General features: G+C 56.0%; 3 protein-coding genes. All 3 read left to right on the plus strand.

Features of this window, described 5'->3' with window-relative positions; translation table 11 throughout:
• The first annotated feature begins 305 nt into the window (after window positions 1-305).
• The 3 genes from ntrB to NW844_RS06830 all read left to right on the plus strand — a co-directional run bounded on the left by ntrB (window position 306) and on the right by NW844_RS06830 (window position 4,197).
• Window positions 306-1,133: a nitrate ABC transporter permease gene (gene ntrB / locus NW844_RS06820; protein WP_414334601.1), complete on the plus strand. Its 828-nt coding sequence runs from the start codon at window positions 306-308 to the stop codon at window positions 1,131-1,133.
• Between the two features lie 167 nt (window positions 1,134-1,300).
• Window positions 1,301-3,298: a nitrate ABC transporter ATP-binding protein gene (locus NW844_RS06825; RefSeq protein ID WP_414334603.1), complete on the plus strand. Its 1,998-nt coding sequence runs from the start codon at window positions 1,301-1,303 to the stop codon at window positions 3,296-3,298.
• Window positions 3,299-3,360: 62 nt separating this feature from the next.
• Window positions 3,361-4,197: an ABC transporter ATP-binding protein gene (locus NW844_RS06830; protein WP_414334605.1), complete on the plus strand. Its 837-nt coding sequence runs from the start codon at window positions 3,361-3,363 to the stop codon at window positions 4,195-4,197.
• Window positions 4,198-4,207 lie beyond the last annotated feature (10 nt).

Below are 4,207 nucleotides of genomic sequence, written 5' to 3' on the forward strand. Positions count from 1 at the left end.
GAGGATCGGCTATGTTAGCTCTACTTCACGTTCCGCGGGAATACTCCAGGGATCCCTGCTTCGAGAGACCGGCTCAGCCCCAATGGGACAAGCTCATCCTCTCGATAGCGATGGGGGCGCTGATTTTACTGATTGTTGTGAGAGTTTTGTCGAGCTTGCAGTCCTTGTGTTTGCCCGTCCAAGGAAAAGGCAAGTCTGATCCAAGTTCGTGCTCTGTTGCCAGCACTCTGTAGAACCCCTCGGTCGAGATGTTCTGGGGGCGCAGCAACGGAGAACTGTGTAAAACCCTATCCTCTCTAGGAGCCATGACGACGACACTTTCTTCTCCGGCAAAGTCTTCGACGGCCAAGTTTGACTTTGCCAAGTATCGGGATCAGATCCTCCCTCCCGTGGTTGGCATTGCGGGATTTTTGTTGATCTGGCAACTTTTGTCCAGCGCCAACCTGATCCGGCTGCCGGGGCCATGGGATATTTGGATGGATGAGCGCAGCCGTTATCTAATCCTGCATCCTCTGTATCGCAACAGCGACCTCGACCAAGGGCTGCTGTGGCAAACTTTGGCCAGCCTGCAAAGGGTTGCCATCGGCTACTGCAGCGCCGCCTTGGCGGGCATTGCCCTGGGGATCTTGGTGGGCAGCAGCGTGTGGATCAACCGCGCTTTGGATCCCCTCTTCCAATTTTTGCGCATGGTGGCTCCCTTGGCCTGGGTGCCCATCTCCTTGGCGGCTTTGCAGCGCAATGAGCCGGCTGCCCTGTTTGTTATTTTCATCACCTCGATCTGGCCCATTTTGATCAACACGGCGGTGGGGGTGAGGCAGATCCCGGAAGACTACATCAACGTTTCTAGAGTGCTGAGGCTTTCCAAGATAGACTTCTTTTTTAAGGTGCTGTTGCCCTCTGCTTTGCCCTACATGTTCACAGGTTTGCGGGTTGGCATCGGCCTCTCCTGGCTGGCGATTATTGCTGCAGAAATTGTCATGTCTGGCGTGCCAGGGATCGGCTTTTTTATCTGGGATGCCTACCAGCAGAATTATGTAACTGAGATCATCGTTGCTGTCATCTACATTGGGGCGGTGGGCTTGCTTTTGGATCGGCTGGTGGCTGCCCTGCAAAACAAAATAGCCAATCGCTAGCCCCGTTTGCAGATCTTTTCACTGCATGTCCATCCAATTGAGTTGGGATCCCTCTTCCATTGTCTTTGAGTGTTTGCTCCAATCCGCTCTTCAAAAAGAGTAGAATTGAGGTCTGGGATCCGAGTTGCCGAGCAAATTGAGAGTATCTACAGGTGGGGAGGTCTTCTGTGTCTGTACTGGTCAGTGTAGAGCAAGTGGAAAAAGCGTTTGGTCTGCCTGGGGGCCAAGAATATCTTGCTCTCCAAGGGATCGATCTCCAAATTCACCGCGGGGAGTTTGTCTCCTTAATCGGCCACTCCGGCTGCGGCAAGTCCACCCTGTTGAACATGGTGGCGGGGTTGTCTTTACCTACCGGAGGGATCGTGGCTTTGGATGGACACACCATCACCGTTCCCGGCCCCGATCGCATGGTGGTGTTTCAGAATTACTCCCTTTTGCCTTGGCTAACGGTTCGGCAAAACATTGCCCTGGCCGTAGACGCTGTGCTGAAAAACTACTCCCCAGCAGAGCGTCAGCAGATTGTCGAAGAACATATCGATCTGGTTGGTTTGCGGCAGGCGGCGGATAAGTTCCCAGCGCAACTCTCAGGGGGCATGAAGCAGCGGGTAGCCATCGCTCGCGCTTTGGCGGTAAGGCCCAAGGTGTTGTTGTTGGACGAGCCCTTTGGCGCTTTGGATGCCCTTACACGGGGGAATCTGCAGGAGCAGTTGATGCGCATCTGCGAAGAACATCACGTGACTACCCTTATGGTTACCCACGATGTGGATGAAGCCGTCCTGCTCTCGGATCGGGTGGTGATGCTGACCAACGGGCCGGGATCCCGAATTGGCAATATTTTAACCATCGATATTCCCCGCCCCCGCCGCCGGTTGGAGGTGGTCAATCACCCCAGCTACTACAGCTATCGCAGCGAGATCATCTACTTTTTGAACCAGCAAAAACGGATCAAGCAGTGGCGGGCCCGCCGCAGCACCGTGGTGGCCAGGCACGGTTTGGAAAAGATCAACTTGGAGATTGGCTTTGTGCCCCTGACCGCCTGCGCCCCGCTGGCGGTGGCCAAAGAAAAGGGGTTTTTTGCCAAACACGGCCTGGAAGAAGTCAATCTGGTGCGGGAAACCAGTTGGCGAGGGATCCAAGACGGCATCCAGGGAGGTTACTTGGATGCGGCCCAAATGCCCGCCGGCATGCCGGTGTGGATGTCTCTGGGCGGCGGGGACAATCCGCCTCAGCCGGTGGTGACTGCCCTTACCTTGACCCGCAACGGCAATGCCATTACCCTGCACAGGCGCTTCTACGAGCAAGGGATCCACACGCTGAGCCAGTTGAGGGCTTACATCTTAGATAGCCCCAGCCGTCGGCTGACCTTTGGGGTGGTGCATCCCAGCTCCATGCACAACTTGCTGCTGCGCTATTGGCTGGCAGCCGGCGGGATCCACCCGGATCACGATGTTGTGCTGAAAACCCTGCCCCCGGCCCAGATGGTGGCCAACCTAACAGCCGGCAACATCGACGGCTACTGTGTAGGAGAGCCTTGGAACTTGCGGGCCGCTCTGGAGGGCAGCGGCTTTACGGTGGCTACAGATTTGGAGATTTGGCTGGGCCACCCCGGCAAAGTGTTGGGGGTGCGCGAAGAGTGGGCCAGGGCCTATCCCAACACCCACATTGCCCTGGTGAAAGCGCTGCTGGAAGCCTGTCGCTACTGTGAAGATCCGGCCCACCACGACGAGATTCGCGAGCTGCTCAGCCGCCGCGCCTACCTGAGCACTGATCCTTCCTACATTCACCTGGGGGATCCCCAGCGCCTGCTCTGTGACCTAGACATGCCAATGCGGGAATATGCCCACCACCGCTTCTTTCTGGGCGCCGGCAACCGTCCCAGCCGCACCGAGCATCTGTGGATGATGACGCAAATGGCCCGCTGGGGGGATCTGCCCTTCCCGCGCAACTGGGTAGAGATCGTGGAGCGGGTGTGTCAGGTGGGAGTCTTCAGTACGGCGGCCCGCGAGCTGGGGCTGGATGTGTCTTACCAACGCCAGCCCATTCAATTGTTCGACGGGATCCCTTTTAATGGTGAGGATCCCTTGGCTTACCTCAACAGTCTGGCAATTAAGCACGACATCTACGTAGCCGAGGTTGCTTGGGATCGTCGTCCCGTGTTGCTCTAGAGATCTCCTTGGCAAAAGCACGTTCCCAGTTGTGAGAAAACGATGAATTGGAGCACCCCACGATGACTGCCCTCTTGACAACCTCTACCCCAGCAGCCACAGCCGCAGAGCCCTACTTAACCCTTGAGAATGTCAGCAAGACTTACCCAACTCCTAAGGGGGAGTATCCCGTATTGCGCGATATCAACCTCAGCGTCTGTGAAGGAGAATTTGTTTGCATCGTTGGGCATTCCGGCTGTGGCAAAACCACCCTGCTGAACATGGTTTCTGGCTTTACCCAGCCCACCGGCGGCTCGGTAAAGCTCAAAGGCCAGCCAATTACAGCTCCTGGGCCAGATCGCATGGTGGTGTTTCAAGGGTATGCCTTGTTGCCCTGGCTCACAGTTTATGAAAATGTTTACTTGGCTGTTCAGGCGGTGTTTCCCCAAAAGAGCCAGTCAGAAAAGCATCAAATTGTAGAAGAACACCTGAATCTGGTGGGGCTGGGGGAAGCAGCCCAGAAATATCCCCCGCAAATTTCCGGAGGGATGAAACAGCGGGTGGCCATTGCCCGTGCCTTGGCAATCCGCCCAGCAGTGCTGATTTTGGATGAACCCTTTGGGGCTTTGGATGCCATCACCAAAGAAGAACTTCAGGAGGAGCTGTTGCGCATTTGGGAGGAACATCGCTGTACAGTTTTGATGATTACCCATGACATTGACGAGGCACTGTTTTTGGCCGACCGTTTGGTCTTGATGACCAATGGCCCTGCGGCCACCATCGGGCAAATCATCTCTATTCCCTTCCCGCGTCCTCGCGACCGCGAGCGAATTTTGGAGGATCCACAGTACTATCGCCTGCGCAACTCTGTCCTCAGCTACCTCTACGGTCGTGAGGCCAACCCTGAAGCGGCTAACTAAGAGCTGCAAA

Source organism: Synechococcus sp. H55.2, from assembly GCF_047462495.1.
Classification (GTDB): Bacteria; Cyanobacteriota; Cyanobacteriia; order Thermostichales; family Thermostichaceae; genus Thermostichus.